Annotated in this window: 1 protein-coding gene; it reads left to right on the top strand. The window is 71.5% G+C overall.

Annotation, left to right across the window (positions count from 1 at the left end; all coding sequences use genetic code 11):
* The coding region (locus tag ACJOT3_RS34515; protein ID WP_406977332.1) for a CoA-acylating methylmalonate-semialdehyde dehydrogenase at positions 1 to 1,204 on the top strand (1,204 nt) is incomplete at its 5' end.
* Positions 1,205 to 1,528: the final 324 nt, after the last annotated feature.

The raw sequence follows: 1,528 nt of genomic DNA, 5'->3' as shown, positions 1-1,528 counted from the left end.
GGTGGCCCGGGGCCTGGAGGTCGTGGACTTCGCCTGCGGCATCCCGCACCTGCTCAAGGGCGGCTACTCCGAGAACGTGTCCACCGGCGTGGACTCCTACTCCATCCTCCAGCCGCTGGGCGTGGTCGCGGGCATCACCCCGTTCAACTTCCCGGCCATGGTGCCGATGTGGATGTTCCCGGTGGCGATCGCCTGCGGCAACGCGTTCGTGCTCAAGCCCAGCGAGAAGGACCCCTCGGCGTCGCTGCTGATCGCGGAGCTGTGGGCGCGGGCCGGGCTGCCCGAGGGCGTGTTCAGCGTGGTCCAGGGCGACAAGGAGGCCGTGGACGCGATCCTGGAGCACCCGGACGTGGCGGCGGTGAGCTTCGTGGGCTCCACCCCGATCGCCCGGTACATCTACCGGACCGCCGCCGAGCACGGCAAGCGGGTGCAGGCGCTGGGCGGGGCCAAGAACCACATGGTGGTGCTGCCCGACGCCGACCTGGACCTGGCCGCCGACCAGGCGGTGTCGGCCGGGTTCGGCTCGGCGGGCGAGCGCTGCATGGCGATCTCCGCGGTGGTCGCGGTGGACCCGGTCGGCGACGAGCTGGTCGCCAAGATCAAGGAGCGGATCTCCCGGCTGCGGGTGGGCCCGGGCGACGACGAGCGCAGCGAGATGGGCCCGCTGGTCACCCGCGAGCACCGCGACAAGGTGGCCTCCTACCTGGAGTCGGGGGTGCGCGAGGGCGCCACGCTGTCCGTGGACGGCCGGGTCCACCCGGTGCTGGGCGGCGGGGAGGACGGGTTCTGGCTGGGCCCGACGGTGCTCGACCACGTGAGCCCGGAGATGGCCTGCTACCGCGACGAGATCTTCGGCCCGGTGCTGAGCGTGCTGCGGGCGGACGACTACGACGCGGCGGTGAGGCTGATCAACGACAACCCGTACGGCAACGGGACGGCGATCTTCACCAACGACGGCGGGGCGGCCCGGCGGTTCCAGAACGAGGTCGAGGTGGGGATGGTCGGCATCAACGTGCCGATCCCGGTGCCGATGGCCTACTACTCGTTCGGCGGGTGGAAGCAGTCGCTGTTCGGCGACTCGCACGCGCACGGCACCGAGGGCGTGCACTTCTACACGCGCACCAAGGCGGTCACGACCCGGTGGATCGACCCGGGTGCGCGCCCGTCCGGCGGCGTGGACCTCGGGTTCCCGACCAACGGATAACGGTGGACATTCCGGACTGTTCGTAGTTCCGGGAAATACCGGACGGATACGTCTCACCGACGGTCGCGACGGGCGACTCGGAGTATCGTGGGTGTCGCCCGCCCCTCACGGGGCGTGGCCGACGACATGATGCGGGACCATTCCGGAAAAGGCGCGCTCAACTTCCCCTCCTCCCCATGGAAGCGGGTGCGCCGGCGGGAGCGCTCCGGGTCCTTCTCTCCCCCTTGGACCCGGAGCGCGACCGCGCTCTCCCCGGCTCAGCGGGCGGCGAACACCCGGGCGTCGGCGGCGACCGGCGTTCCGGCGCCCACGAGCGCCGCGCAG

Origin of the sequence: Nocardiopsis protaetiae, assembly GCF_045446735.1 — a bacterium.
In the GTDB taxonomy this organism is placed as follows: Bacteria; Actinomycetota; Actinomycetes; order Streptosporangiales; family Streptosporangiaceae; genus Nocardiopsis; species Nocardiopsis protaetiae.
Note: the sequence above shows the minus strand (reverse complement) of the source record. Positions and strands in the feature narration are given on the sequence as shown.